At 61.8% G+C, this 26,897-nt stretch carries 23 protein-coding genes; 6 read left to right on the top strand and 17 right to left on the bottom strand.

Features of this window, described 5'->3' with window-relative positions:
- The first annotated feature begins 94 nt into the window (after positions 1-94).
- The 6 genes from FKV68_RS29120 (at position 95) to FKV68_RS29095 (ending at position 6,311) form a co-directional block, all read left to right on the top strand.
- Complete coding sequence (locus FKV68_RS29120) at positions 95-1,123, top strand: Gfo/Idh/MocA family protein (protein ID WP_180942402.1); 1,029 nt, start codon at positions 95-97, stop codon at positions 1,121-1,123.
- 8 nt (positions 1,124-1,131) lie between these two features.
- Complete coding sequence (locus tag FKV68_RS29115; RefSeq protein ID WP_180942401.1) at positions 1,132-2,034, top strand: sugar phosphate isomerase/epimerase family protein; 903 nt, start codon at positions 1,132-1,134, stop codon at positions 2,032-2,034.
- Positions 2,035-2,096: 62 nt separating this feature from the next.
- Positions 2,097-3,326, top strand: a complete 1,230-nt coding sequence (locus FKV68_RS29110) for an ABC transporter substrate-binding protein (RefSeq protein ID WP_180942400.1) — start codon at positions 2,097-2,099, stop codon at positions 3,324-3,326.
- Between the two features lie 125 nt (positions 3,327-3,451).
- Positions 3,452-4,354, top strand: coding sequence for a carbohydrate ABC transporter permease (locus FKV68_RS29105; protein ID WP_180942399.1), 903 nt, complete (start codon positions 3,452-3,454; stop codon positions 4,352-4,354).
- Complete coding sequence (locus FKV68_RS29100) at positions 4,351-5,178, top strand: carbohydrate ABC transporter permease (RefSeq protein ID WP_180942398.1); 828 nt, start codon at positions 4,351-4,353, stop codon at positions 5,176-5,178. Before FKV68_RS29105 ends, FKV68_RS29100 begins: the two co-directional genes overlap by 4 nt.
- Complete coding sequence (locus FKV68_RS29095) at positions 5,175-6,311, top strand: ABC transporter ATP-binding protein (RefSeq protein ID WP_180942397.1); 1,137 nt, start codon at positions 5,175-5,177, stop codon at positions 6,309-6,311. Before FKV68_RS29100 ends, FKV68_RS29095 begins: the two co-directional genes overlap by 4 nt.
- Before the next feature lie 77 nt (positions 6,312-6,388).
- On the opposite strand, the gene FKV68_RS29090 is transcribed toward FKV68_RS29095, so the two are convergent.
- From FKV68_RS29090 to FKV68_RS29010, 17 genes are all read right to left on the bottom strand, one after another.
- A complete protein-coding gene (locus FKV68_RS29090; protein ID WP_180942396.1) occupies positions 6,389-7,144 on the bottom strand; it encodes a FadR/GntR family transcriptional regulator in 756 nt (251 codons plus the stop codon).
- Between the two features lie 20 nt (positions 7,145-7,164).
- Positions 7,165-8,133: a galactofuranose ABC transporter, permease protein YjfF gene (gene yjfF, locus FKV68_RS29085; protein ID WP_180942395.1), complete on the bottom strand. Its 969-nt coding sequence runs from the start codon at positions 8,131-8,133 to the stop codon at positions 7,165-7,167.
- Entirely contained in the window at positions 8,130-9,155 is a 1,026-nt protein-coding gene (locus tag FKV68_RS29080) for an ABC transporter permease (protein ID WP_180942394.1), read from the bottom strand. The genes yjfF and FKV68_RS29080 overlap by 4 nt, the downstream gene beginning before the upstream one ends.
- Positions 9,152-10,669, bottom strand: a complete 1,518-nt coding sequence (ytfR, locus tag FKV68_RS29075; protein ID WP_180942393.1) for a galactofuranose ABC transporter, ATP-binding protein YtfR — start codon at positions 10,667-10,669, stop codon at positions 9,152-9,154. Before ytfR ends, FKV68_RS29080 begins: the two co-directional genes overlap by 4 nt.
- Before the next feature lie 247 nt (positions 10,670-10,916).
- Entirely contained in the window at positions 10,917-11,879 is a 963-nt protein-coding gene (gene ytfQ / locus FKV68_RS29070) for a galactofuranose ABC transporter, galactofuranose-binding protein YtfQ (protein WP_180942392.1), read from the bottom strand.
- A 141-nt stretch (positions 11,880-12,020) separates the two neighbouring features.
- Positions 12,021-13,067 carry a glutathione synthase gene (locus tag FKV68_RS29065; RefSeq protein WP_180942391.1) on the bottom strand — a complete coding sequence of 349 codons (1,047 nt, stop codon included), beginning with the start codon at positions 13,065-13,067 and terminating at the stop codon, positions 12,021-12,023.
- Between the two features lie 9 nt (positions 13,068-13,076).
- Positions 13,077-14,954 carry a flavohemoglobin expression-modulating QEGLA motif protein gene (locus FKV68_RS29060; RefSeq protein ID WP_180942390.1) on the bottom strand — a complete coding sequence of 626 codons (1,878 nt, stop codon included), beginning with the start codon at positions 14,952-14,954 and terminating at the stop codon, positions 13,077-13,079.
- Entirely contained in the window at positions 14,951-15,781 is an 831-nt protein-coding gene (locus tag FKV68_RS29055) for an N-formylglutamate amidohydrolase (protein ID WP_180942389.1), read from the bottom strand. Before FKV68_RS29055 ends, FKV68_RS29060 begins: the two co-directional genes overlap by 4 nt.
- 146 nt (positions 15,782-15,927) lie before the next feature.
- Entirely contained in the window at positions 15,928-16,140 is a 213-nt protein-coding gene (locus FKV68_RS29050) for a hypothetical protein (protein ID WP_180942388.1), read from the bottom strand.
- A 373-nt stretch (positions 16,141-16,513) separates the two neighbouring features.
- Positions 16,514-17,446: a hypothetical protein gene (locus FKV68_RS29045; protein ID WP_180942387.1), complete on the bottom strand. Its 933-nt coding sequence runs from the start codon at positions 17,444-17,446 to the stop codon at positions 16,514-16,516.
- An 84-nt stretch (positions 17,447-17,530) separates the two neighbouring features.
- Positions 17,531-18,850: a glycosyltransferase family 4 protein gene (locus FKV68_RS29040; RefSeq protein ID WP_180942386.1), complete on the bottom strand. Its 1,320-nt coding sequence runs from the start codon at positions 18,848-18,850 to the stop codon at positions 17,531-17,533.
- Entirely contained in the window at positions 18,847-21,057 is a 2,211-nt protein-coding gene (locus FKV68_RS29035) for a hypothetical protein (RefSeq protein WP_180942385.1), read from the bottom strand. Before FKV68_RS29035 ends, FKV68_RS29040 begins: the two co-directional genes overlap by 4 nt.
- A 9-nt stretch (positions 21,058-21,066) precedes the next feature.
- Complete coding sequence (locus FKV68_RS29030; protein WP_180942384.1) at positions 21,067-21,795, bottom strand: hypothetical protein; 729 nt, start codon at positions 21,793-21,795, stop codon at positions 21,067-21,069.
- 10 nt (positions 21,796-21,805) lie between these two features.
- Positions 21,806-23,068, bottom strand: a complete 1,263-nt coding sequence (locus FKV68_RS29025; protein WP_180942383.1) for a glycosyltransferase family 4 protein — start codon at positions 23,066-23,068, stop codon at positions 21,806-21,808.
- Entirely contained in the window at positions 23,065-23,910 is an 846-nt protein-coding gene (locus tag FKV68_RS29020; RefSeq protein ID WP_180942382.1) for a class I SAM-dependent methyltransferase, read from the bottom strand. Before FKV68_RS29020 ends, FKV68_RS29025 begins: the two co-directional genes overlap by 4 nt.
- Positions 23,907-26,150 (bottom strand): glycosyltransferase family 2 protein, encoded by a 2,244-nt coding sequence (locus FKV68_RS29015; protein WP_180942381.1) that lies wholly within the window; start codon positions 26,148-26,150, stop codon positions 23,907-23,909. The genes FKV68_RS29020 and FKV68_RS29015 overlap by 4 nt, the downstream gene beginning before the upstream one ends.
- Before the next feature lie 72 nt (positions 26,151-26,222).
- Positions 26,223-26,882, bottom strand: coding sequence for a calcium-binding protein (locus FKV68_RS29010; protein WP_180943946.1), 660 nt, complete (start codon positions 26,880-26,882; stop codon positions 26,223-26,225).
- Between the last annotated feature and the right edge of the window lie 15 nt (positions 26,883-26,897).

The following is a 26,897-nucleotide window of genomic DNA, read 5'->3' as shown; positions in this document are numbered from 1 at the left end:
TCCCTATTGACATGTTTCGGAAACTACGCATAGTTCCGTAAACGTTTACGGTAGCCAAAACAAGGCGATTTCGTAGACTTGTGGGAGGAGAAACGTGATTTTGCGCGCAGTTCTGTGCGGGTGCGGAGCTATGGCCAAAGGCTGGCTGAGGGCAATCGCAGCAAACCGCGAACTTCAATCATCGATCCGCATCGTCGGGCTCGTCGACGTGAACGTCGAGGCAGCCCGGGCGCTGGCGAAAGAGTTCGATCTCGCGGACGCGCTCGTCGGTTCCGATCTCGACGCCGTGTTGAGCGAAACGAAGCCGGATCTGCTCTTCGATGTCGTCGTGCCCGCCGCCCGCCATGAGGTGGTTGCTGCCGGGTTGAGGCACGGATGCCACGTGCTGAGCGAGAAGCCAATGGCGACCTCGCTCGCCGCCGGGAGGGAGCTCATCCGCCTTGCGGGTGAGGCCGGCAAGATCCACGCCGTCGTCCAGAACCGCCGGTTTATCTCCGGCGTGCGCCGTATCCGCCGCTTCGTCGAAAGCGGCGCGATCGGCAGACTGACCGGTCTCCATTGCGACTTCTTCATCGGCGCACATTTCGGCGGGTTCCGTGAAGAGATGGACAACGTGCTGCTCTTGGACATGGCGATCCATACTTTCGATGCGGCGCGCTTCATCGCCGACAAGACGCCGCTTGCGGTCTATTGCCACGAAAGCAACCCGCGCGGCTCCTGGTACGCGCACGGCGCAGCCGCCAACGCCATCTTCGAACTGTCGGACGACGTCACATTCACCTATCGCGGCTCGTGGTGCGCCGAGGGCGCGAACACCAGTTGGGAAAGCCAGTGGCGGATCATCGGCACCGAGGGCACATTGCTCTGGGATGGAGCCGAGAGCTTCCAGGCCAACAAGGTCGCCGGCAGCGAAGGCTTTCTGCGCGAACTGCTCCCGATCGAGGTCCCGGAACCAGCCGATCAGGCAGAGACATATGGCCACGCCAGCGTGATCACAGATTTCGTCGCGGCCATCCGCTCCGGCAAGAAGCCGGAAACGGCAAGTGACGACAACATCAACAGCCTTGCCATGGTTTTTGCGGCGATCGAGAGCGCCCGCTCCCGGCAACGCGTGACAATTTGAGGTATCTGATGAGCAATCCAGCCAAATCGATCCGCATCGGCACCATGGTCAGCGCCACGAAAGGCGAGGCCGCCAAACGCATCGGACAGATCGCCGACTTGGGCTTCGAAAGCTTCGAGCCTTTCTTCTGGCAGACGACCAACGGGCAGGACCTCGCCGAGCTCGGCAAGCGCTGCAGGGAGGCGATCGGCGACCGCGACATCACCATCTCGACGCTCGGCATGTTCGGCAATCCGCTCGAGGAGACCGATATCGACGTGCAGACGCTGCAGGGCTGGAAGGACTGCATCGACAACGCGCACCATTTCGGCGCGACCTGCGTCGCGGGGTTCACCGGCCGCATCCGCAATCATCCGCTGACCGACAGCCTGCCGCGCTACCGGAAGATCTGGCGCGAACTCGGTGAGCGGGCTGCCGACAAGGGCGTGAAGATCGCCTTTGAAAACTGCGCCATGGACGGGAACTGGGCGACGGGCGACTGGAACATTGCCCACAATCCCGATGCCTGGGAACTGATGTTCAACGAGACGCCGGACGACCACATCGGCCTCGAATGGGAGCCTTGCCACCAGATGGTCTATCTGATCGACCCTTTGCCGCAGATCCGCAAATGGGCACACAAGATCTTCCATGTGCATGGCAAGGACGCGACGATCCGCTGGGATGTCATCCGAGAGCACGGCATCTTCGGCAAGGAGAAATTCGTCTTCATGCGCACGCCCGGTTTCGGCGACAGCAATTGGACCGACATCATCTCGGAACTCCGGCTCGCGGGCTGGTCCGGTTCGATCGACATCGAAGGCTGGCACGACCCGGTCTATCGCGATGCGCTCGAAATGACCGGCCAGGTCCACGCGCTCAACTATCTGAAAACGTGCCGGGGCGGCGATTTCGTCGTTGATCCGGTCTGAGACATGCCCGACGACCGGCATGGAGGATGCCGGTCGCGGGACAACCATGAGAGGAGGAGACTATGGGTATTCGCAGATTTGCAATCCTGGGCACTGTCGCCCTCGGCACTTCCCTGGCAGCATTCGCCGCCAGCGCGGAAGATGTAACAATCAGTGTTTGGTCCCTTGACCGAGACATTCAGCCGGCACCGAACCTGATCAATGATTTCAACAAGCTGAACACAGGAATTAAAGTCGAATATCGCCAGATCCAGTTCGACGACGTGGTCAGCGAGGCAATGCGCGCCTATTCGACCGGACAGGCACCCGACATCATCGCGGTCGACAATCCGGAGCACGCGCTTTTTTCGTCGCGCGGCGCTTTTCTCGACCTCACCGACATGATCGCAAAATCGTCGGTCGTCAAAGCCGAGAACTATTTTCCGGGGCCGCTCGCCTCGGTGACCTGGGAAGGAAAATATTACGGGATTCCCAAGGCGACCAATACGATCGCGCTCTACTACAACAAGGACATGTTCAAGGCGAAGGGCCTTGACCCGAACAAACCGCCGCAGACCTGGGACGAACTGGTAGAGACGGCCCGCAAGCTGACCGACCCGGCCGCCAATGTCTACGGCCTGACCTTCTCCGCCAAGGCGAACGAAGAGGGGACGTTCCAGTTTTTGCCCTGGGCGCAGATGGCCGGCGGCGGCTATGATGCGATCAACTCGGACGGCGCGGTCAAGGCGCTCGATGTCTGGAAGAAGATCATCGATGAGAAATTGGCGTCGCCGGATACGCTGACGCGAAGCCAATGGGACTCGACCGGCACCTTCAATTCAGGCAATGCTGCGATGGCGATCTCCGGCCCGTGGGAACTGGACCGGATGATCAAGGAAGCCAACTTCGACTGGGGCGTCGCGCTTCTGCCCGTTCCGGAGCCCGGCGCAGAACGCTCCTCGGCCATGGGTGATTTCAACTGGGCGATTTTTGCCAACACCGAGCACCCGGCGGAAGCCTTCAAGGTTCTGGAATATTTCGTCTCGCAGGACAACCGGATGTTCAAGGACTTCGGGCAATTGCCGGCCCGTTCCGACATCTCCATCCCGCCGACTGGCGAAGCGTTGAAGGATGCGGCGCTAAAGGTTTTCGTCGAGCAACTGAAATACGCCAAACCCCGCGGTCCGCACCCGGCCTGGCCAAAAATCTCCAAAGCGATCCAGGACGCGATCCAGGCGGCTTTGACTGGTCAGATGAGTTCCAAGGACGCGCTTGACCAGGCGGCCGAAAAGATCAAGGCGGTTCAGGGTTGAGAAATGCCGCCGCTCGAAGAGTGGCGGTCGGCATTCACCGGCGGATCCAGCATCCGTCCTCGTTTCCTCCCGGAGGAGGCGATCTTTGGCTTCGGCCGGGATCGCCTCAGGGGAAGGGGATCGCCATGAAGAAAATTCTATCCAGTGTTACGGACGGCAAGGGTTTCGACATCGGTCTCGTCGTGCTGCCGCTCGGCTTCCTGTTCGTCATGTCCGGCCTGCCGCTCGTCTACAATGTCGTGATGAGCTTCCAGGAGGTCGACATGTTCAGCCTCGGCAGCTTCGCTCGACCTTTCGTCGGTTTCCGTAACTATGTCGACCTGTTTTCCCAGCCTGAAACCCGGCCGATCCTCTTCAACACGGCTCTGTTCGTGATGGCTTCGATCGCCGGACAATTCGCGATCGGCTTCGGCCTTGCGCTGTTCTTCTGGACCAATTTTCCTGGCGCCTCATGGCTGCGCGGGCTCTTCCTCGTCTCCTGGGTGATGCCGGGTCTCGTCGTCGGCGCCATCTGGAACTGGATCCTTTCCGGCGATTTCGGTGTTCTCAATTTCCTCCTGAGGGAAACGGGTGTCATCGACGGCAATATCTTCTGGCGCTCCGATCCTAACTATTCGCTCTGGGCCGTCATCATCGCCAACATCTGGCTCGGCACGTCCTTCAACATGATCCTGCTTTCCGTCGGGCTCTCGGGCATACCGAAGGATCTCTACGAGGCGGCCGAACTTGACGGCGCCAATGCCCCCCAGCGCTTCTGGACGATTACCCTGCCGATGATGCGTTCGACGATCGGCGCGATCATCGCACTCGGCCTGATCTTCACCCTGCAGCAGTTCGACCTCTTCGCCGCGATCACATCGGGAGGGCCGAACAACACGTCCAACGTCACGCAATATTGGGCCTGGGACCTCTCCTTCCGCCAGTATGATTTTGCCAAGGGCGCGACGATTTCGGTGATCATGATCGTCTTCGTGATGTTCGCCTCGGTCGTCTATGTCCGCTCCACCCGTCATGAGGTCAGAGGATGAGCGAGCAAATCCGCAACCGCTTGATGCTGGCCGTCGCGCTCGTGCTCGCCGCCATCTATCTGTTTCCGCTCTACTGGATGTACATCACCGCGTTGAAGACCGGTTCGGCCATGTTCGCGACGCCGCCGAAGTTCTGGCCGAGCGAGCCGCAATGGAGCATCTACGCGGACGTCTGGCAAAGCCGGAACATGGGGCGCTACCTCTGGAACTCGCTGGTCATCGCATTCGGTGCGGTGGCGCTGATCTCGGTGCTCGGCGTCGGCTGCGCCTATGTTCTCGCGCGCTATCGCAATGTCTGGGTCGATATCGGCCTGTTCCTTATCCTCATGCTGCAGGTGCTGCCGGCCTCGCTGATGGTCACGCCCATCTTCGTCGGCTTCTCGCAGTTCGGGCTTCTCGACACGCCGCGCTTTGCGGTCATCCTGGCGATCGCCGCCAAGAGCATGCCGTTCTTCGTGGTGCTCGTCCGGGCGACCTTCATGAGCGTGCCGATGGAACTCGAGGAGGCGGCGCTCGTCGACGGCAATTCTCGTATCGGCGCCTTCTTCAACATCGTCCTGCCACTGGCGCGCAACGGCATTCTGGTCAGCGCGATCCTGATCTTCATGCAGGCCTTTGGCGAGTTCGTCTATTCGAAGTCGATGATCCAGGCCGTCGAACTGCAGCCCGCCAGCGTCGGCCTGAATTCCTTCATGGGGCCGAACACCAATGAATGGAACAATATCATGGCCTACGCCACGATCTATGTGACGCCCATTCTGGCAGCCTTCATTCTCTTGCAGCGCCGCATCGTTTCCGGCCTCACTTCGGGAGCCCTCAAATGACCCTTCAGATCGAACTCAACGGCGTCAACAAGTTCTACGGTGCCTTTCACGCGCTGAAGAACATCAATCTCGCGATAGAGGAGGGGACCTTCGTCGCCCTCGTCGGCCCGTCCGGCTGCGGCAAGTCCACTTTGCTTCGTTCGCTCGCGGGTCTTGAGAAGATCTCGACCGGCGAGATGAAGATCGCCGGCGCGCTCATGAATGACGTTCCGCCTCGCAAGCGCGATGTCGCGATGGTCTTCCAGTCCTATGCGCTTTATCCGCATATGACAGTCGAGGAGAACCTGACCTACAGCCTGCGCATCCGCGGCGTGAAGAAGGCCGAGGCGCGCAAGGCGGCGGAAGAAGTGGCGGCAACGACCGGCCTCTCGCATTTGATGAAGCGCTACCCGCGTGAACTCTCGGGCGGCCAGCGCCAACGTGTCGCGATGAGCCGAGCGATCATCCGCCACCCGAAAGCGTTCCTATTCGACGAGCCGCTTTCCAATCTCGACGCGGCTCTTCGCGTGCACATGCGCAAGGAAATCCGCGCCCTGCATGACCGGCTCAAGGCAACATCCGTCTACGTGACGCACGACCAGATCGAGGCGATGACGATGGCCGACCATGTCGTCGTCATGCGCGACGGCATCATCGAGCAGCAGGGCCGACCGCTCGATCTCTATGACCGCCCGGCCAACAAATTCGTGGCGGGCTTCATAGGCTCGCCCGCGATGAACTTCATACCGGCGACCGTCGTGGAAGATGGTGCGCATATCGTCCTCGACTTCGGCAAGACGCAGGCGAAACTCGCACTTGGCAGCCGCCTTGCGTCAGGCTCGTCCGTCACTGCAGGTATTCGGCCAGAGCACATTAAGGTTGTTACCGAAGGGCAGGGTGCTTTCGACGTCCCGGTCGGTATCGTCGAGTCCACCGGATCGGCGACCTTCATCACGTCGGCGACCGAGCCGGAATTGACGATCGTGGAGACCGGGCGTGGCGCGGCAAGAAGCGGTGAGATCATCGGCCTTGCGATAGACCCGGCGCAATTGCATCTTTTTGACATCGCGACGGGCAAACGGATTGAATCGGAAAACGGCCGCGTCGGCATCGAGCCGCCGCGCCATCTCCATCTTGCGGGTCACGCGAGCTAGGCAATCGTCAGATCGGGCGGCCGCTTTATCTGAAGAGGCGGCCATAACAATTTGTTCTTCACATAACGTTTCGAGTTTTACGACCCGTTCCGAAGAGATGCCTTGCCCTCCGTGAGGTTAAGCATGAGCCGATCCTGCCCCACACGGATCACGTTTTCCATTGCGTTTCGGGCGCCGTCCTCGTCACGGCGCTGGATCTCCTCGACGATGCGGATATGCGCCATCGCAACGCGGTCGATTTCGGTGTCATCGCGGGTTGGGCTCGTGAGTTTGAAGACGCCGATCAAGGCTGCTTCGATAAGGCTTCCCACCGTTCGCATGAAGGGGTTGAGCGAGGCTTCGAGCAGATGAAGATGGAATTCGAGGTCGGCATGGGCCAGCGTCTGGGCACTGTGCTCGCCATCGCCCATGGCGACCGCAAGCCGCATCATCTGGCTGATGTCCGCGTCGGACGCCCGTCGGGCCGCAAGGGCGGCAGCATAGGGCTCGAGGGCCAGCCTCACCTCGCTCAGGTGATGCAGGAAATCCTGGTCCACCCCGACATTGAAATGCCAGGAAAGGACATCGCCGTCGAACAGGTTCCAATGCGTCCGCGGCATGACGCGCGTTCCGATGCGCGCACGCGGGAAGACAAGCCCCTTCGCCGCAAGCGTCTTCATCGCTTCGCGCAGGACGGTGCGCGAGACATTGAAACGTGCCGCAAGCTCCGCGTCGCCTGGCAGTATGTCGCCAACGGCAAATTCGCCGCCGACCACCGCCTGGCCGAGCTCGTCGACGACGAGCTGGTGGCTTGTGCGCTTGCGTGGTCGTTTGGCGAAGGTTTCCGGCGCCATTCACAGGGTCCTCGGCTCACTCAAGCGCGTTGTCGGGCATCGCGCGACAGATGGATGATCCCCTTTTGCAGGAGGATGAAGGCAAAGAGAAGCGCGCCGATCAGGATCTTCGTCCACCAGCTGGAGAGCGATCCATCGAAGGTTATGTAGGTCTGGATCAGGCCCTGGATGAAGAGACCCACAAGCGTTCCGGCAACGAAGCCCGATCCACCGGTCAGCAGCGTGCCGCCGATGACGACCGCAGTGATTGCATCAAGCTCGACGCCGACTGCGGCAAGCGAATAGCCGGCCGACGTGTAAAGCGAAAAGACGATCCCGGAGAGCCCCGCAAGCAGCCCCGAGAAGGCATAGATCTTGACCGTTGTGCTGGCGACCGGAACGCCCATGAGCTTTGCCGTCGCCGTGCCGCCGCCGAGCGCATAGACGTTCGTACCGAACCGGGTCCGGTGAGCAACCAGGATGCCGACGGCGAAGACCAGCAGCATCAGGCCGCCGATGAGGGTGATCCGTCCCCCGCCTGGCAGCTTGTAATAGAGCCCTTTCAATGTCGCGTAGAACGGATGCTTGATCGGGATGGAATCGATCGACAGCACGAAGGCCATGCCGCGCGCCAGGAACATTCCAGCCAGCGTCACGATGAAGGCCGGCATTTCGAGATAATGGATGATCACCCCCATCAGCGCGCCGAAAAGCGTGGTGATAGTGAGGACCAGCGCGAAGGCGGCGAGCGGGTGCATGCTGGTGTGTTCCAGAACAACAGCCAGGAACACCCCCGTGAAGGCGATGACGGAACCCACCGAGAGATCGATGCCGCCCGAGAGAATGACGAAGGTCATGCCCACGGCGGCGATGCCGAGGAAGGCATTGTCGGTCAACAGATTGCCGATAACCCGGGTGGAGAGAATGTTCGGATATTGGGCGGCGCAAAGCGCATAACTTAAGACGAAGATTAAGATTGTTGCCGTAAGTGGCAGATATTTCTGCTTCATTTCGCCTCCTGCTCGGTCGTTTTGGCTGCTCGCCTCGGGATGGCGAGGAAGGCACAGGCGGCGCGAAAACGCGGCGACTGGAGGACCAGGATGAAGACGATGATTGCCGCCTTGATGATGAGGTTGAATTCCGGCGGGAAACCGGAAAGCAGGATGCCGGTATTGATCGCCTGGATGATGATTGCCCCAAGCACCGACGCGGCGATGCTGAAGCGGCCGCCGAGAAGGGAAGTCCCCCCGACCACGACCGCCAGAATGGCGTCGAGCTCCAGCCAGAGCCCGGCATTGTTGGCATCGGCCCCTCTGATGTCGGCAGCAGCGATGATGCCGGCAATCGCGGCGCTGAGGCCGGAGAGCATATAGGCGGCAATCAGAAGCACCGGCGTAAGAACTCCTGACAGCGTGCTTGCCTGGCGATTGACGCCGATCGCCTCGATCAGCATGCCGAGCGCGCTCCGCCGCACGAGCAGTGCGACGAGGATTCCGAAGACGAGCCACACTACGACAGGCATCGGTAAACCGGCAAAGGAACCGCTGCCGATGAAGATGAGGCCGGGGTCATTGAAGGTGAGGATTGCGCCCTCGGTGACGAGCTGGGCGATGCCTCGCCCGGCAACCATCAGCACAAGCGTTGCAATAATCGGCTGAATGTCGAGGACCGCAACGAGAATGCCGTTCCACATCCCGCAAAGGATACCGACTGCAATCGTGATGAGGAGCGTTTCAAAGAGGGAATGGCCGGAAGTGATGAAGGACGCGGCCACGGCACCGCAAATCGCCATGACCGCGCCAACGGAAAGATCGATGCCCTTGGTTGCGATGACGACGGTCATGCCGATCGCCAGCAGCACGACCGGAGCACCCCGGTTGAGGATGTCGATCAGGCTGCCGTAGAGGCGGCCATTCTGAATTTCCAGGTTGAGAAAACCGGGAAACGTCATTGAAATCGCGATGAGAATAGCCGCGAGTGCGATTAGCTGCGGAAGCAAGCGGGCGAGATAGGTGCGGAGAATTGGTATCACGATGCCCTCCGCTCGTTGGCCGCGGCAATCGCCTCGACGATCTGATGGGCGGTAATGTGCTCTCCCTCGAGTTCGGCGACGTGGGCGCGGTCGCGAAGAACAATGATCCGTGTGCTGTAGGCGATCAGCTCTTCGAGTTCCGATGAAATGACGATCAGTGACATGCCCTTCTCACGCAGTGATTCGATCAGCCTGACGATCTCGGCATGTGCGCCGACATCGATACCGCGCGTTGGTTCGTCGAGGATCAGGAATTCGGGTTCGGTGGCCAGCCAGCGGGCGAGAATGGCTTTCTGCTGGTTTCCACCGGAAAGCAGCTTGATCGGCTTTTCCCTGTCGGCGGTCCGGATATCCAGGGTCCGGATATAAAGGTCAGCCAGTCGATTCTGCTCCGCACGCGAGATCGGACGCGTCCAGCCGCGCCTTGCCTGCAGAGCGAGGACGATGTTCTCACGCACAGAGAGATCGCCGACGATGCCGGCGGTCTTGCGGTCCTCTGGGCAAAAGCCGAATTTCTGGCGGATGGCAGCACGAGGCGACGATAGGTCGACGCGGCGGCCGTCGATTTCCGCAGTGCCACTGTCGGCGCGATGGGCACCAAAGAGTACTTCGGCCATTTCGGTACGGCCCGAACCGAGCAGGCCGGCTATACCGACGACCTCACCCGCCCTGACGTCGAGATCGAAAGGATCGATGCGTCCTCGCCGGCCGTAGTTTCTGAACCGGTAGCGAGGCTCGCCTTCCGCAGCGTTAGCCTGGACTGCGTGTATCTCTGCCGCGAGTTCGCGGCCGATCATCATCGCGATCAGATCGCGGCGGTTGAGGTCGGCCGTGTTGCGGGTTCCGACAAGCCGCCCGTTCCGGAGCACCGTAATGCGGTCCGAAATTTCGTAGACCTGCTCGAGGAAGTGCGTGATGAATATGATGCCTAGCCCGCGTGCCTTGAGGCGCCGGACGATGCAAAAGAGCATCGCGACTTCATGGGCATCGAGGCTCGCCGTCGGCTCGTCGAGGATCAACACCTTGCCCGAAAGGTCGACTGCGCGGGCGATGGCCACGATCTGCTGGATGGCGACCGAATAACTCCCGAGGGCGCGCGTGACATCGAGCTCAAGCTCGTATTCCGAAAGAAGCTCGCGTGCCTTGCGGTTCATTGCCCGAATGTCGACCATGCCGAGGCGGCGCGGTTGCCGTCCGAGAAACAGATTCTCCGCTACGCTGAGGTTCGGCAACAGGTTCACCTCCTGATAGACGGTCCCGATCCCCAATCGCTGGGCGTCGAAGGTGTCGCGCGGGTCGACTTCGACCCCATCGAGCAGGATGCTGCCGCCATCCCGGCGGTAGGCACCGGTCAGGCATTTGATGAGCGTCGATTTGCCGGCGCCGTTCTCTCCGAGAAGCGCGTGAACCTCGCCTCGCTGCAGAAGGAAGTCGACCTTGTCCAAGGCCTTGGTGCCCGGAAAGCCCTTGTCTATCCGGACCGCTGAAAGAATGTTGTCGCTGGTGGCTTGCATGGATTCCGTCTCTGGAACGTCGAGACCGGGGCGGAGACAATGCCGCGTCTCGGCGACATCTCTCCTCGTTTCCGGTCGTGCCTTCTTTGCCGAACGGCAGAAGCGGCCCGCAACGGATCTGCCGTGGCGGGCCGCTACGGCGCCGTGCGTCCTTTCAGACGCACAACGGTCGCTGTAGCACGTTGAATTGCTGCATGTTTTTGTCCTTAATCGGCTACGATCTAAGGAAACATGCAGTAGCGAGAGATCAGTAGCCGAGGCCCTTCTTCTCCTCGTAGACCTTCATCGGATCGTCAGCCTGGGTATAAAGCTTCGATTCCGTCTGGATCCATTTTCCCGGTGCCTTTCCATCCTTCAAGTAGGCGGCGAGGGCGTCGAAGGCGGGTCCCGCCATGTTCGGGGTCAGTTCGACCGTCGCGTTGGCTTCGCCAGCGGCCATGGCCTGGAAGATATCCGGAACGGCATCGATCGAGACGACGAGGATGTCCGTGCCCGGCTTCAAGCCGGCTTCCTTGATTGCCTGGATCGCGCCGACGGCCATGTCGTCGTTATGGGCGTAGAGCGCGCAGATGTTCTTGCCGCCGCCTTCCGCCTTCAGGAAGCTTTCCATGACTTCCTTGCCCTTGGTACGGGTGAAGTCGCCGGTCTGGCTGCGGATGATCTTCAGGTTATCGTGACCGGAGAGGGCCTGCTCGAAGCCCTTTTTGCGGTCGATCGCCGGTGACGAACCGGTCGTGCCCTGAAGCTCGACGACGTTGCAGGGCTTGCCGGCAACCGTGTCGGCAAGCCACTTGCCGGCAACATTGCCTTCGTGGACGAGGTCGGAGGTCACCGCTGTCAGATAGAGATCGTCGGATGCGTCGACGGTGCGGTCGAGCAGGATGACGGGAATTTCGGCATCCTTCGCCTCCTGCAGCACTTCGTCCCAGCCGGTTGCGACCACGGGAGCGACAAGGATCGCGTTCACGCCTTGCGCGATGAAGGAACGGATAGCCTTGATCTGGTTTTCCTGCTTCTGCTGCGCATCGGCGAATTTGAGGTCGATTCCGCGCTGCTCGGCCTGCTGCTTCGTCAGTGTCGTTTCGGCAGCACGCCAGCCGGACTCCGATCCGATCTGGGAAAAGCCGACGACGAGTTCCGCGGCCGATGCGCTGCCGAAAGTGCAGGCAGCAAGGATCGTTGCACTCGCGAGTGCCTTCGCAAATTTCATGATTTCCTCCCAAAGAAAGCTGCTCTCCATGCAGCTGCCGAGAAAAAATCATATAATATTACTTTTGTAAACTCACGTTTGAAATCATTAAGCGTATTCGCGCCAAATTCATTGGCGAGTCATATCGCTTCAGTGATGACGTCAGAGCGTCGCCAGCGTGCGGTTCGACAACGTTTTCCCATAGAGCCGCCGAATGCTCTGCTTGTTTTCCAGCGCGATGATGATGTCCTCGCTGAAATCCACGCCATAAAGCGCGGCGATCTCCGGGAGGGCTCCGGGACTGAAGACATTGATCTCCAGTATCTTGTCGCCGACGATGTCAAGGCCCACCAGAAACATGCCGTCTTCAACCAGCTTCGGTCGGAGCTTTTCCGCCAGGGCCAGGATTTCCGGCGTGACCGTTGCTGCTTCGGGTGTACCGCTCGCGTGCATGTTCGAGCGCACATCGCCCTTGGCCGGCACCCGGCGGAGCGCGGCATGTACACCGTCGCGCTCCAGAGGCCGTCCGTTCATGAGAAAAAGGCGGATATCACCGGCGGTCGCTTCGGGCAGGTAGGTCTGGGCAATCAGGTACCCTTCGCCGCTGGCAGCTTCAAATATCTGATTGAGGTTGGCTTCTTCCCGGGAGCTGATCTTGAAAACGTTTTTGCCGCCTGATCCCTGCAAAGGCTTCAGGATCACGCCGTCAGGATGCGCATCGATGAAGCCCCGGATTTCCTCGATGCTCCGGGAGATCAGCGTGGTGGGGCGAACAACTTCCGGAAAACCTTGCAAATAGAGCTTGTTCTGAGCACCCGCCAAGCCGGCCGGATCGTTGACGACGATCACGCCGCGATCAGCCGCCAGGTGGCCAAAATTCACGCCGGCATAGGCTGCCCACGAACGCCGTTCGGCGTCTTCCGAAGGATCGTTGCGCAGAAAGAGCACGTCGATTTCCTTGATGTCGATCGTCCTGACCTTCGCTCGCTCGTCCTTGAGCGCATTGAGCAACGTCTCCGGCTTCTTCGGTTTCGGGCCATGCAGGGTCGTCGCGCGGACAATCAGGCTGTCGTCGGAACGCAGCACGAAGTCCCCGGGAGTGACGTAGCAAACATCGTGGCCACGGGCGAGTGCCGCGAGTGCAAGCCAGGTCGTCGCGTAGTAGGTAGCCTCGCCTTCGATGGAATTGACGAAAAAGGCGATGCGCATGTCCGGCTCCTAACGTTCGACCATGTCGAGTGGCGACATTCCCGCGCGTGCCTTGGCCAAGCGCGACGGTGCTTCCGGATTGTCAAGAAATATAGGGCGCACGGCTGGCACTCCAAGCAGCCCGCGGGCGCTCAGTTCCTGCATCACGCCGAAATGCGAAGCGGCGATCTTTCCCATCCAGAAGGGCTCCAGGGCGCCGTCGGACGCCAAATGGGCGAGGAGTTGCAGAAGGCCGCGCAGGTAGATCGCATCCTTGGCAAGACCCCCGCTGCGGTAAACGCGCAGGACGACGTTGAAGGCATCGGCCTTCAAGAACCCGTGATCTTGAACCAGCAGTCGATAGGCTTCCGGCAGCGATGCGCCAGCGAGCATTGCGGCGCAGGCAACGACGCGGGCGGCGATGAGGCGCAGCCGCTCGTGGCTCATGCCACCCGTCAGAAACTCCGCAAAGACCGCCAATCCCTCCTGCATGCCTTCGTACCCGGCGAGGCCGGAGCGGAAAAGGCGCAAGCCTTGCGCCGAACCGTTGAAATAGGTTAGCAGATGGACGCCGATCTCGTGGCTCAAGATCGGTTCGACACGCTCCGCGTCCATGGCCGTGCTGCGTGCAATGAGGAGGCGGCTGCCAGACACCAGAAGGCCGGTGGGAAGATCGTCGCGCACTTCCACGGTGGCGTCGAAGCCCGCATAACGGCGGCGGTACTCGGCAATCATCGCGCGCGCCTGTTGCTCGACGGAATAACAATCGGCATGTCGCTCCGCAACGCGCGATTCGGGGGCTGCATCGGTGGCGCCGTCGCCGGTCCGTGCAAGGATATCCTGCGCTGTCCGCAAGAGTTCCGGCTCGACGGGACCGTAGAGGGCGCGGCCGAACTCGATGAATGTTGCGCGCTCCCGGGCCGAGAGCAACGAAAGCTGAAGGTCGAGCTCCTGCTGCTTTTCGCGGTAGAGATGATAAAGCACCGGATCTTCGAGGTGGTCGAAGGCGATCGAGAAGAGCTTTTTCTTTGCCTTCTCGACCTCCAGCGTCAACGGCCGATAGAGAAAACGGGGAGGTCGCCTGTACTCGCTTGCGGCAAACTCGCTCCAGGCTGCTTCGGCGTTGATCGGGGTCACGGCGAGCAGGAAATCGAAGGTCGAAGCAACCTCGTCGATACTGCGGTCTGTGCGCACCACGGCGTCGATGAAGGCCTTCCTGCCGAGCGCCCGATGCGTCGAGATGTTCATGCTTTTGGTAGCCCTGACGAAAGCCGCGAAGGCTTGCAGGCCGGCATCGAAGATGCTCGCGATGAGGCGCTCACGTAGCTGCGGATAGATGTTGCCGGACTCACGCTGCCGATAGATCGGTGCAAACCGCACGCGAAGACAGGGAAACGGCAGGTCCAGTCCTTCGGCTTCACGAATCTCGACACGTGGCGTACGGAACTTCGCTTCGGTCGCCTCGGCGGCATTGGCGAATGCCTTGGCGGCAATCCGCGCCGGCCCTTGCGGGCTTGCCGTGACCTCGATCTTGAACGGGGGAAGGTACGGCGCGTCGTCGGTCAACAGTTCGTCGCGGGCGAGTTCGCCGATTTCGAGGACCATGAATGCACCGAGACGCCGCTTGAGCAGCCCGCCGACGGCTTCGATGACCAAGGCAGAAACGTTGGCATCTGGCGCAACGAGGTAGGAGGCATTCGCCTGGGCGATCTCGCGGGCAACCGGACCTTCGTCGTCGCCGGAGATGTGCAGGCAAAGAAAGGGCAATGCGCGATCGATATGCAGCCGTCCGCCATCCGGAAGGTCTTTTCGTACAGCCTTGTCGGCCTTGATGCTCGCCAACGCCTCCGCGAGCCAGTCGGGTGTATCTGTCGTATCCCTGGCGGCGGGCGCGGCGGAACGTTTCATCGGCTCGGTCCCAAAGCGTTGACGAGCGACGGCAGGGTCGATGCGACAAGCTCCCTGAGCGCCGCAAGCGCCTCCATGTTCGGTTCGCCCGTCCACTCGTCCATGAAGAACTTCTTGAATTCGACAGCGATCGCGCAACCCGTGTCAGGGAAGCGCTCATGGATGAATCGCGTTTGTTCACCTCTGCCCTGAAACGCGATGTTTTCGCGTATGTCGAGGCGTCGTCCTTGCCAGTCAACTGTCCCCAGGGCCTCGACGAAAGCATCCACGACCCGGGCCCATTTCACGCGATCCATCGAAAATGTGCCGATGTTGACCTCCGGCGCCGCTTCCGCCCGCATTGCTTCCGCTTCAGGACCGCGGCGCCGGTGGTTGTAGCTATGGACGTCAAGAACGACGAAGCGTCCATGGCGCCGCTCGATGCCCGCGAGCATCGCCTCCAGCATGGCGTAATATTCGTCATGCATCGCGAGCGACGCTTCGACCAAATCTTGCGGGGGCTTGACGGTCCAGACATTGAGGCCCCAGGCCTGCTCAGGCCGCACGTATATCGCAACACCGCGGGGGCGATTGATATCGACCTCGAAGCGCGACCGGTGAACGACAATCCGGTTCGGGAAGTCGCGGATGATGAACTCGGTGAACGGATCCTCCTCCCGCAGTCGTTCCGCGGCCGAAAGGCCGAGGAGACGTCCGACCTCGCCGCGCACCGCATGGCCGTTGTGGATGGCCGTGGCGACGATCGGCGAGTCACCGCGATGCTGAGTCCACCATTCGTCGTCGAGAGACTCTGTCGACACCTTGCTGGGGCAATCCGGTCTATTCATCTCAACGCTTTCGCAGCCGCATTCCGCGTATCGGTGACATGGCTACAATTCAGAAACGAAGTTTTCTGTTCCGCGCGTGGGCGCAAAAAATCACCCGCTAAAGCGGCACACGCTGGCACTGGTGCGGACTCAGCCAGGCCTTTGCCCTATGCGCGATTGATCGTAGGCAGCAGGAGTTGCACCTCGCGCTGTCTTTCCGGCCCGAGACTTTCGACGTTTTTCCTCCAGAACGCCTCGGCCGCCGCAGGCTCAGGCTCCCAGTTTCTGACCGAGGTCTGGTTATCGTCGATGACCACCCGGCGATGACCGCCGAGGCGCAGATATTCCTTTGCCAATTTGCAAGCGTTTGTTTGTTCCATGGCCCTCACTCCAGGTTGTTCCCGGATGGTCGGCTCGGCGGCGCTTCGCCGGATACTGCATATCCGAAACGTTCCGGGCGCACGGACGTTCCCGAAACGCGGGCCTTCGAGGCATGAGGCGCTCGTCCAACCGAAGTCCATGATATTTATACGCGCTCGGCGCCGCCTTGTTCAACTGCGCGCTCTGGTGGTCGCGATCGCCCGAAGAGCGCAGCCCGCGTGCGCGCCTTTTTCGATCTTGTTCGCGAAGGCCTTGTTCGCGAACGTGAGCTGTTCGAAGGACATTGGAGAATAGAGGGGTGTGCAGTTTGCGGGATCTGATCTTCTTTCCGCTGTAGGGCTGCCGAACCCGAGGTGACCTAAGGGTTCGGATCTAGATTGCGCGAGCCATACGGCTTTCGAGCTCCTTTAACCGCCACGCGAAGCCTGGGTCACCCGGTCGCAGCGCGACGACCTCGGCCAGCTTGTCGCGTGCAACGCCGAGTTCGCCGTCGCGGATATGGCGGTTGGCGCGATGGTAGAGAAAGTTGACCCGCTCGACAGGAGAAAAGCCGCCGCCGAAGCGCCGATGAACCCGGTCGGCCCAGGCGGGGTGGCGGGCAACCGCCGCGACCGCGATCTGATAGGGACGCATGGGTGCATCGACCCGGGCTGCGCGAGCGAGTGCGTGCAGACTCGGATCGTCGTCTGCGCGGCAGGCCTCGATAAGCGAAAGGGCGCGCGCGGTTCCGGCGAATGCCCGGACCGTGCCGTGCCCCGTCATGTGCACGGGGATGAGGCGTGTGTTCGCTTGCAGTGCCGCAATCCGCTCGGCGTGGCGGCGATCGACAGCATGGAAGGGGTCGTAGAAAATATAGGCGCTGCCGGCCGCTTGGTCCGCTGCAATCCCCATGTTGGCATGGAGATCGGCCACGTAATGGCGCGTGAACCGGCCGTCGAACGGCACGGCCCTGGGGTCTATCGAGAGTTGCGGACAAAAGGCGATGGCGACCGTCGCGTCGAAGCGGCGCCGGTAGCGCAGCGCCGCGTAGCCGCCCTGCGAATGGCCGTAGAGGATGCGCTCCGACGCTGTGCGAAGTATCGATGCCGCGGCGTTCACCGCCTTCACGACGCTTGCGGCCGGGAACCAGTTCGGTCGCCTGCTGATGAAACCGAGTGCGGCAATGTCTGCCTTTTCGCAGAACCGTTGACCCCAAAAGCGACTGCCGTTCGCCTGCATTTCCATTTCATTGAAGGTGACGAGAAGATACGCCGACGATCCGGGGCGATGTATGACCTCGAGGTTTTCGTCGGAATAAATGAGCATATGGAGTCTCCGAAACAATTTGGACCGCACCGCGAACGTGGCTTCACCCCTTCGGGAAACATGACGGGCTTCTTCCCAAGGGGTTCAGGCGGTCAGTGAGACCGGGTCGTAGTGCCCGCCATTCCTCGCGCTCCGTTTTTCTCCGAGTAGCCGGCGATAGAGGTCTGCGTGGGCGCGAGCGGAGTCGACATGGCTCGTCGGCGGCCGCAGGGTTGCATGCAGTCGATCCCAAACCTGTGGCTCGCGCACCGCTTCGATCAGTCGATCGGCCAGATCCTGCGCGCTGCCGGCGCGGAAATGCAGGCCGTCTCTCCCGTCCCGAACTTTCTCGGCCATCCCGCCGATGTCGGCGCAGATGATCGGCCGACGGTGGTGCAACGCTTCCTGGATAACCATCGGCGAGTTCTCCCACCAGGTGGACGGCAGGACCACCCAGTCGACGGAGCGCATAAGCCGCGGCATGTCCCCGTTTTGATAGGCACCGTAGAAGCGCACCCTGCGGCCGGCCTCGTCGATAAGCTTCTTGAGCCGGTCCTGGAATTCGGTTGGCTGGCGTTCAAGGTTGCCGCCGAAGATCATCAGGCAGGAATCCTCGCCCCAGATCTCCTGCGGCACGCGTGAAACGGCATCGATGAGCACATCGATGCCTTTAAAAGGTGTCATCTGCCCGAAATAGGCGAAGCGGTTTCGCCGGGCGGTCTGAGCCGGCAGGTCTCGCACCGGCGCGATCTCGCCAGTCACTATCCCGTTGTCGATGACGGAGAGTTTCTCCGCGTCGATTCCCCATTCGACATACCGCGTGGCGAGGAACATGCTGGGCGAGACGAAGGCGTCGGCAAGGCCGAGCATGCCGCGCAGGAACTGTTCGCGCTTCAGGAATCGGGACACCGGGATTTCGGGAAAGCATCCGTGGCAGCCGATGGGCGAAGCCCTGCTACAGAGTTGGCCGGAAGGCCGCTTCACCATTTGCCCGTGATTGTGGCAGATCGAAAGATATTCGTGGAAGGTCACCACGATGATCGCTTCCGGCAATGCCTCGCGAAGGGCATAGAGGGCCTCCACTCCCATGCCGATCAGGTGATGGAAGTGAACCACATGGGGGGTGAGATCGCCGACAAAGCGCAGGAGGTCGCGACGGATTGCTTCGGTATCGCCGTTGGAGAGGAAGAAGTGGTCGTAGTCGTCGGCGTGGAAGAGGACTTCATCCGGCGCGAGACGGTGGCTCATGAGCGCCGACGCACCGTGGCGCGGGACAGGATGGCCGACGCGAGCCAGATAGATCGATTCAAGCCCCGGCAACGTGTTCAGCCCCTTGTGAAGGCTGTGGGACGCCGTCTCCGCTCCGCCAAGAGACATTGTCGGATGGCCATGTGAAACAACGAGAACACGGAGCCGATCGCTCATGCGGAGACCTCTTCGAACCAACTGTCATGGCGAGCCGGAGCCCAGCGGGAAGCGAATATTCTTCGATCGATCCGCTTCACGAGGGGAGCGAGTGCCGCCGTCGCTGCACCGGACGACTCATCAGCCCCCAGCATCTGCACCGCTGGCAGCCAGTACGAGGGTATTCCGGAGCGGCTGAGCCTCAGGCCAAGGTCCAGGCCCTTTTGCTGCGAGCCGAGATAGCCGCCGGAAAAGCCTCCGGCGACGAGGAAGGCTTCGCGTGGCAGGATGCAGCACTCGAAGGATGCTGCCGCGACCTGGGTCAATTTGAGGCCTGTTACGGCGCTTAAGGGGTAGCCGGCATAGCGGCTCAACGCCGGATATTCGGATTGCCCGGCCGGCCAGCTTCCGGTCCAGCGAACTGAATGGTCCTCATAGGCAAGCGTGGGGGAAATGACGCCCCCCTGCGTGTCATGGGCGGCGACGAGCTTGCCGTACCATCCGGCTCGGAGCGGCAACAGCGAGCCGGCAAGCAGAACCACCGTTTCATGCGACAGCGCCCGGACCCCCGCTTCCAGAAGGTCGTAGAGATCGCCGCTCTCCTCAGCCGCCATGAGCTTGAGCGACAGCCGGTAGAATTGCGCGAGTTCTTTGACGCGGCTTGCCTGTCGCCGAAAGCGTTCTGCGGGCAAGACGAGTGCGATAGGCGCAAGGCGGGTTTCGGGATCGAGTGCCAGGAGTCCGAGGATGGGAGCGATATCTCCGTCCTCGGTGTCCTTGGCGGCTATGACGATCGGCGGACCGCCTGCCTGCTCGAACGGACCCGCGTCGACGGTGGCGGCAATCGATGGAGAAGTCCTCTCTGATGCGCACAGGAAGGGAACGATCTGGCGATCGACGATTTCGGCGATTCCCCAGTGTTCCGGATCGATGGCACTGATCTGGCGAAGGACGGCCACGCGGGGCGGAACGCGGATCGGCGTGAGCGGCATGAAGGCGCGACGAGAATCCCTCAGCGTCAGCTCCAGATGGAAGGATATCGCCGAATCCCAGCCGGGGCCACTTACAAAAGCGATGAACCCGTGGGGAGGGCTGTCATGGTCGAATGCGCTCCGGAACGCCGGCTCATCGGTGAACGCGTCCGTCACGTCGGAGCGCTCCAGCCTGCTCCAGTTATCGTCGAGCCGCGTGGCTGCCCGTCCGCTACAGAGCTTGACGCTTTGCACGTGCGCTTCGGGGTCAAGCAGCCAGCCCGAGATCAGGAATGCGCCTCCGCTCACCTGAAAGGCGCTGTCTATTCCCATCCGAACCGGGACGGGAAGCGCGGAGACCGTCTCGCGGCCCTCGAAGCTGTTTGCGGCCGAGCGCAGTTCCAGGAGAACCTGCGGCGAACTACGGGTCTGGAGCAGCACGGAGCGAATATGCCCGGGTGTCTCCGAAGGCCCAGCGACCTGCCGGTGCTCATGAACGGGAGCGTACCTCCAGCCGCCACGCCCGCGATAGACGAGTCCCTCGATGTCACGGACCCGAAGCGGTTCTCTTGTCGATAGCAGTCCGACGAAACCCGAGCCTCCTGCCGGAACGTCCTGACGGAGAAAAGTGGCAATCCCACAGTCGCAGAAGGCGGGCTTGGCGCTATTCACCACCACGCGGCAGCTGCCGGGTTCGATGATGCGGCTCCAGCCCTTGACGAAGATTACTCCGTCCTGGGTTTCGCCTAGGAGCTCTATGGAACCGTCGCTCCCCTTCCGGGACTGCAAAAGAGCGATTATCGCGGCAAGCCTTCGCGGCCCGACAGTTCCTTGCATCAGCGCATCGGTCAGAGAATCCAGCGTGTCGCCGATTTGCTCCCCGGCAAGTTCCGCCAGGATCACGGCTGCATCGCTCACCGGGACCAATCGCGGGGTGAAGATGTATCGCTTGTCGGCCTCCTCTCCGAGGCGGAGCGTCGAAAGCGGACGGCCGGTGTCCTTCATCTGCAGCAACGCCGCGAACCCATGCGTCGCCGATCTCGAAGGCGAGGCCAAGCGCCAGCCGGTGACAGAGGCAGTCCCTCGGGTGGCGTCGTCGTCGTTGATCTCCGCCAACAGCGTTCCGGCCATTCGTTCGCCCGTACCGATGACGAGTAAAGATGCTTCATCGACGGGGCAGGCGAGGACTCGTCCACCCTTGATGATCCTGGTGGCAAGCTGCGAAGCCGAAGGAAGTGCTTGTTCTACAGCGACCATGTCGAGCCCTTACGCGCCGGCGAAAAGCGCGAGGGCAGCGCCGGCAGCAAAGCCCACGAGAACGAAAAGCAAGAGCAGCAAGGGTTTCACCTCGGCGTTCGAACGCTTCTGCAAGCCGCCGAGGTTCTTCTCCATTGCCGCTACGACGCCGTCGAGCCGCATGAGGTGGACATCGAGGTCGTCCAGCCGCTGCGCGACCTCTGAGCGGAGGTTTGCAACCGCGTCGCCGATGGCGGTCAATCCCTGTGTCTCGATCTCGCCGCTCACATCGTTCGGCGTGCGCAGAAGAGAGCGCTGTGACACCTGCAATTGTCGCTGGGCTGCCATCAGGATGTCGAGCTTGTCGAGAACCTTCGTCAGCGGCGCGGCAATGAGAGCTTCGGCGGCCTGCTCGTCGGGGCGGGGGACACGCAGCCTCTGCTCCGCGCCGCGCCCGTCCACGGCCGTCACGACGAGGTCGGCCGTGCGTGCCGCAGCCGCCTCCGGCAGCGCAATCTCGAAGGCGTGGCTGCCGTCACCGATGCCGTTGCGCTTGAGGTCGGGACGATTGCGGTCGGCGACGGCCTCGGCGATCACGCTGCCATCGAGGATCACGCGGATGATTAGCCGTTTGCTGGGCGTCGCCGGGTCGAATGCCCAGCCGAAGAGGCGACCCTGATCGATCGCGTCCACGCGGCCATTCATGGGCCTCGCATTGTCCTGTTCCGGGGCGGCAGTTGATTTTTCGGCAACAGACATTGTTTTTTCCCTATGCCGCTTCGATACGCGCTGGCTCGATCGCTTCGATCAGCTCGAGATAGCGTCGTGCGGTCGTATCGATGTCGTCGGGCTCGCGGGCGTTTGCGGAAAGGCGCCGCCCCAGAGCCGGGTCTTCCACGAAGCGTCGAATCGCGGATGCCAGCGCGCGCGGATCGTTGGGCGCGACTGTGAGACCATTGACGCCGTCCTCGATCATCTCGGCCATGCCGCCGATGTTGCTGGCGATGACCGGCCGACCGAGAGCCTGCGCTTCCTGGATGACGAGTGGCGCGTTCTCCCACCAGATCGAAGGAACGATCGTGCAGTCGACCGCGGCGATGAGATCGGCGACATCTTCGCGGCGATAGGGGCCGCGCTGTTGCACCACCGGTGCCGTTTCGCCGAATAGGCGACCAATCTCTTCCCTGAAACTCTCGCTCTGGAAGGGGGCGCCGCCATGAACACGCAGCTCGAACGGTACGCGTTCGGCAATGAGCTGTCTCGCCGCCTCGAGGAGCACCGGCACGCCCTTCCATGGGTTGAGATTGCCGAAGTAGCCGAAAACGGGCCGGTCGCCACTGATGCGAGGCGCTCTTGCGCCTACGCCTCGATGTGGCAATCCATTCGGAATGACGCTGATCGCATCTTCTTCAAGCCCCCACTCGATGAATCGCTGCCGGAGGAAGCGGCTTGGTGCAACGAAGCGGTCCACTTCGCGCAGCAGGGCCTTCAGATGACTTTCGCGCAACACGAATCGGTCGAGAGCGATGTCCTTGAAGCAGGCGTGGCAGCGGTCGGGAGTTGCCTTGTGGCAGAGTTCCTTGCCGGACGTGCGCACCATCAGCCCATCATGGTGACAGATCGGATAATAGTCGTGCAGCGTGATGACGATCCGGCACTCAGGCAGTGTGCGGCGGACGATATGCGGGAACTCTGCGCCGAGCAGAAGCAGGTGGTGGATGTGTACCACGTCAGGCCGGAATTCGCGCAACAACTCCGCGAGATCCGGAACGACGCCGTAGAGATCGATCTGGCTCATGAAGAACCGGTCGAAGTGACCGGACCACAACAACACTTCATCGCCTGCCGGGCCGATCCCCTGAAAGCTCGTGCCGGGCCGCGCCTGGCGATGGATCTGGTTCGTGGCGCCGAGAAAAAGCGTTTCGCAGCCTGCCCGCCGATAGGCGCGGAACAGGTCGTGCGCGAAGATCTCGGTGCCTCCGGGATGGAGTGCCGGATGGTTATGGGCGGCAACGAGAACACGCATGCTCAAGCGGCGCTCCCGCGGTGCTCGGCAACAAAAACGTCCTGATAATGATCCGCCGCCTGCCCGCGCCAGGAGCCGAGCGACTTCACGACGGCTGTGAGGCCGGCCCGGCCGAGGGCAGCGTCGAGAAAGCCGTCGTCGAACCCCACCGCGGCAAGCGGCGGCAGATCGGGCACGAACCAGCAGGGCCCGTCGCCATGGCGTTGAAACGCCAGGCGCGGATCGCGCCCGCCTGTTTCATTCGCCGCGGCAACCGGGTCGACAACGAAGGCGGTCATGAACAGGCGTCCGCCCGGCCGCAGGAGCCTGCCGATCTCGCTCAGATAGACGAGGACTTCGTCCGGCGGCAGATGAGTCACGATCGATGTCATGATGACGAAATCGAAGTGACGATCGGCATAGGGAAGTCTCAATGCCTTGCCGCTGATCTTGCCTTGCGGATTGTAGAGGTCGTGTGCGATGTCGACCCGCTGGAACGCGAAGTTCGGATAGGCCGGAGTGATGAAACGCCGGCACCAGGCGATACCCCCTTCGACGGGGTCGATGCCGCTGTAGCGCCCCTTCTCGAAGTCCAGATACTGGGTGAGCGGAACCGCCATCCGACCGATACCGCAACCGATGTCGAGCACGCGGCTTTCCGGTTGCAATCCGCCCATCCGGATGAAATGGCCCAGGAATTCGGCACCCACCGCCCGGAAGTCGCCATCGCCGACGAAAACGCTGTCCGGGGCCGGTTGCGGCAGGAAGCGGTTGCTGAGGATGCTGCCCAGTAACCACTGAACGCGATCGTCACGGGCGGTAAGCGCCGTTGCCGGCGCGCTCTCTTGTCGCAGCGCGCTCTCGCTCATGCCGCACTCCTTGCTTCTGCTTCGCCGCCGAGGGACGCGATTGTCTCACAGCCGCTGCCGGCGGCCATCAGGTCGGCGATGTCACCGTTCCAGCGTTCGGTATGCAGCCACGAATTGTATTGGCTGGCGACACCGCGCATGTAATCCTGGCTGCGGCGGATCGACCGGCGCTCAAAATGATAAAGGCACGCCGATGGCTCATAGCCGATGTCGTAGCCGCACCGACGGATCTTGAGGCACAGATCGCTGTCCTCGTAATCGCCGATGACGTAGTCCTCCGTGTATCCGCCAACGCGTTCGTAGATATCCCGCCGTGTGACCAGGCACGCGCCGGTAACGCCGGGAACGGAGCGCCGGACCTGCGCCGGCGCATAGTCACCCGGCATGCCCTTGTGGAAGTGGTGGTTGAGCCACACGCCGTGCCGGTCGCGCGCAAAGTAAAGCCCTGCATGCTGCAGCGAACCGTCCTCGAAGATGAGCTTCGGACCGATGGCGCCGAGCCTAGTCTGTTCCTTGAGTGGCCCTATGAGCGCCTGCAACCAACCGGTTGCCGTGGGTACGACGTCGGAATTGAGCATCACGAGCATTGTGCCTCGCGCGAAGCGCGCACCCGCGTTGCAGGCCCGTGCATATCCGCCATTGCGGTTCATGACCACGAGCTTCATCGGCAGACCGTGGAGGAGATGGAAGCCGCCAAGCAGATGTTGCGTCTCGTCCTGGATTTCGGGGGAATCCAGCACATAGATGATCTCCGCGTTGCGCGCGAGCCAGGGATCGGTCGCCATGCCCGAGAGCTGGAATCGCAGGAAATCGAGAACGCGGTAAAGCGGTACGACGATCGAAACCGTCGGTGCCTTCTGCGGCAGGCCGTAGTCCTTCGTGTAGTCGACTTCTATCGTCCTGCCCAACCTCCGTTCCACATCCTGCAGAGCGGGCGCAAGTATCGTGCGGAAGGCCTGATCGAGGGCATGCTGCGGCGGGACTGCGCGCAGGATACGATTGCGTTGCGCCGTGGGTTCGAAGGGCTGCGGCTTCGGCACGAGGGGCTTCGTTGCGCCGGAGGCGAGCCGCATCTGGAAGCGCGGCTGGAGGAGGGCACCCAACGGCTGATTGAGCGGCAGCCAGGCGACAAAACCGGTCACGTCGGTTCTCGAGTTCTCGTCGGTTCCACGCGCCCAGGCGGGAAACTCATACGAATTGCCGTCGAGCGGCACCACCGTGCCGTCCTCTTTCAGGTAGTCGATTCCGGCGAGAATACCTGTCGGGTCTCGGGACCAGCCGCCCGCGAGCAGGCCTCCTGAAAGGGCGAGAGCAAGATCGACCTCCGCGGCGGGATGCATCGAGGATTTGCCGACCTGTCGCGAAGGCAGCGGGGCGCGAAGCTGCAGGTCGACTGCCATCGCCGCCCCGCCTTCCGGTACGCCCGACAGGGACCGCACGACAAACTCCCGAAGGTCGGGCGCGCGGCCGCGTTCGCTCCACCAGGCTTGGAGGCTCGGATAGCGGGGGTTGCCGCGTGCCACTTCCCGGACCGCAATGCCCCTTTTGCCCTGCAGGACCAAGGAGTGGGGCAGCCTCGCGCATTCGACGATCAAATGGCACCGCCGCAGGCTTTTCTCCGCTTGGCCGCCGACAAGAAACTGTGAGGTCAGCGGCAGTACGGCGCTCGGGCCCAAGCCATAGACCGCGCTGATCTCGCCGAAATCAGGACTGATTGCGGTCTCGACAAGGTAACGGCCTTCAGCGACGGGGCAGGCGACCTTGGCGAGCCTCGGCCGCGAGGTGAGTGCGTGAAGTGCGTCCTCAACGACGCCGACGAAAAGCGGGTCCCTCGAAAGTCGGAACGCGCTTCGCCAGCTAGTCAGGAGATTGCTCAGGAACCTGATGCAGCCCTCCGGCGCAAGGTCGGCAAACACGGCCTCGACATCGAAGGGGGGCAGTTCACCGATGGGCCTCAGGATAACCGCCTTAAGGCGGCCGCTTTCGGTCGAGATTTGCGCGGGGGCCGGTTGCTTCCCGGGGCGCATGGCCCAGAGGATGCGATGGCCGCCGGTGGCAAGCGAAAGGCTGGTGCTGACAAGCGGGACCGGTTGGTCATGCATGATGAGTGTGCACTTGGCCGCGGACGGCAACCCGGCGGGAACATCAAAGATCAATACGGCTACATCGGAGCCGAGCCGAAAGGCCTTCGCGTCGTCGAAAACAACGCTGGCGTCTTTCGTGCGGTCGTCGAACGTCACACGCCACTCCTCTGGACGGATTGCAGGAGATGGCACGCCCCGCGGGAGGAGGCAGGGCGCGCCCGTTCAAACTCAATGGATTGTGAAATAGTTTCCAGGATGAGCCTGAATGTCTTCGGCGTCTGTGTTCACCAGCGTCAGGGTGTCGCCATGGCCGAGGTCGATTACGACATTGCCGCCGACCTGGGTGATGCGCGAAGCCAGGTCCTCGGGCGCGGTGACGTCCAGACCATTGATGCCCTTGGCAATCTGCAGCACGTCCTCGCCGGGGGTGAAGTCGAGGATGACGTCGTTGCCGCCACCGCCGTCGAAAACGAAGACATCGCTGCCCTGGCCGCCGACCAGGAGATCGTTGCCTTCCCCGCCATTGAGGATGTCATTGCCGGCGCCACCGTAGAGCAGGTCGCTGCCTTTGCCGCCGACGAGGAAGTCGTTGCCTTCGCCGCCGAGAAGGATGTCGTTACCCTTGTCGCCGTCGAGCAGGTCGTCGCCCGCTCCGCCGACCAGGTTGTCGTTGCCTTTCTCACCGTAGAGAATATCCGTGCCTTCGCCGCCGAAAACGGTGTCGTTTCCGTCGCCGCCGAACAGCAAGTCGTCACCTCCATCACCGAAGATGATGTCGTGCCCCTTGCCCCCGTTGACGAAATCATCACCGCCGTGGGCGCGAATGAAATCGTCAAAGCGAGAGCCAAACAGGGCGTCGTCGTATGCGCCGCCTTCCAAAGTGGCCATCTGCTTCTCCTCTTC

The sequence above is a fragment of the Sinorhizobium mexicanum genome, from assembly GCF_013488225.1.
Lineage (GTDB): Bacteria > Pseudomonadota > Alphaproteobacteria > Rhizobiales > Rhizobiaceae > Sinorhizobium > Sinorhizobium mexicanum.
Note: the sequence above shows the minus strand (reverse complement) of the source record. Positions and strands in the feature narration are given on the sequence as shown.

Coding starts and splice junctions, on each gene's coding strand:
- FKV68_RS29095 (WP_180942397.1), top strand. CDS start 5,175: ATGACCCTTCAGATCGAACTCAACGGCGTCAACAAGTTCTACGGTGCC.
- FKV68_RS29065 (WP_180942391.1), bottom strand. CDS start 13,067: ATGCGCATCGCCTTTTTCGTCAATTCCATCGAAGGCGAGGCTACCTAC.
- ytfR (WP_180942393.1), bottom strand. CDS start 10,669: ATGCAAGCCACCAGCGACAACATTCTTTCAGCGGTCCGGATAGACAAG.
- FKV68_RS29055 (WP_180942389.1), bottom strand. CDS start 15,781: ATGAATAGACCGGATTGCCCCAGCAAGGTGTCGACAGAGTCTCTCGAC.
- FKV68_RS29045 (WP_180942387.1), bottom strand. CDS start 17,446: ATGCTCATTTATTCCGACGAAAACCTCGAGGTCATACATCGCCCCGGA.
- FKV68_RS29100 (WP_180942398.1), top strand. CDS start 4,351: ATGAGCGAGCAAATCCGCAACCGCTTGATGCTGGCCGTCGCGCTCGTG.
- FKV68_RS29030 (WP_180942384.1), bottom strand. CDS start 21,795: ATGTCTGTTGCCGAAAAATCAACTGCCGCCCCGGAACAGGACAATGCG.
- FKV68_RS29050 (WP_180942388.1), bottom strand. CDS start 16,140: ATGGAACAAACAAACGCTTGCAAATTGGCAAAGGAATATCTGCGCCTC.
- FKV68_RS29020 (WP_180942382.1), bottom strand. CDS start 23,910: ATGAGCGAGAGCGCGCTGCGACAAGAGAGCGCGCCGGCAACGGCGCTT.
- FKV68_RS29090 (WP_180942396.1), bottom strand. CDS start 7,144: ATGGCGCCGGAAACCTTCGCCAAACGACCACGCAAGCGCACAAGCCAC.
- FKV68_RS29105 (WP_180942399.1), top strand. CDS start 3,452: ATGAAGAAAATTCTATCCAGTGTTACGGACGGCAAGGGTTTCGACATC.
- FKV68_RS29115 (WP_180942401.1), top strand. CDS start 1,132: ATGAGCAATCCAGCCAAATCGATCCGCATCGGCACCATGGTCAGCGCC.
- FKV68_RS29035 (WP_180942385.1), bottom strand. CDS start 21,057: ATGGTCGCTGTAGAACAAGCACTTCCTTCGGCTTCGCAGCTTGCCACC.
- yjfF (WP_180942395.1), bottom strand. CDS start 8,133: ATGAAGCAGAAATATCTGCCACTTACGGCAACAATCTTAATCTTCGTC.
- ytfQ (WP_180942392.1), bottom strand. CDS start 11,879: ATGAAATTTGCGAAGGCACTCGCGAGTGCAACGATCCTTGCTGCCTGC.
- FKV68_RS29110 (WP_180942400.1), top strand. CDS start 2,097: ATGGGTATTCGCAGATTTGCAATCCTGGGCACTGTCGCCCTCGGCACT.
- FKV68_RS29040 (WP_180942386.1), bottom strand. CDS start 18,850: ATGAGCGATCGGCTCCGTGTTCTCGTTGTTTCACATGGCCATCCGACA.
- FKV68_RS29010 (WP_180943946.1), bottom strand. CDS start 26,882: ATGGCCACTTTGGAAGGCGGCGCATACGACGACGCCCTGTTTGGCTCT.
- FKV68_RS29060 (WP_180942390.1), bottom strand. CDS start 14,954: ATGAAACGTTCCGCCGCGCCCGCCGCCAGGGATACGACAGATACACCC.